The following is a 354-nucleotide window of genomic DNA, read 5'->3' as shown; positions in this document are numbered from 1 at the left end:
TGTCCGGCGGCGGGCATCCGATCGGCCGGCGGTCGCAGTTGCCGGCGAGCGATGACGGCGGATAGCGCGGGCATCCCTTACTTGGACGCTGCCTGGGTGGCGGCGAGCTGCTTCAGCCCGGGGAGGGTGAGTTCGGCGGCGGGCCGAGCAGGGTGGTGTCCGAGGGTGGGGGCGGCACGAAGGCTGTTGGCGAACGGGAGCCAGTTGCCGGCGCAGATGGCGGGGAGCTGCGGCGGCGGGGTCTGGGTCCAGGCCGCGGCCTCGGCGCTGGGGGGGACGGCGGTGGCGCGGCAATTCGCCGTGAGCGTCTTCGAGTCGGGCACGGGGGCGTTCGTCGTCACCGGGGTGCCGTAG

General features: G+C 74.6%; 1 protein-coding gene. It reads right to left on the bottom strand.

What is annotated here, in order from left to right:
- Positions 1 to 77: 77 nt before the first annotated feature.
- Positions 78 to 354, bottom strand: a 277-nt coding sequence (locus UK12_RS40550; protein ID WP_231591503.1) for a hypothetical protein, incomplete at its 5' end; no start/stop codon positions are given.

Source organism: Saccharothrix sp. ST-888 (genome assembly GCF_000955975.1).
Lineage (GTDB): Bacteria > Actinomycetota > Actinomycetes > Streptomycetales > Streptomycetaceae > Kitasatospora.
This window is presented reverse-complemented; position numbering and strand designations above follow the sequence as displayed.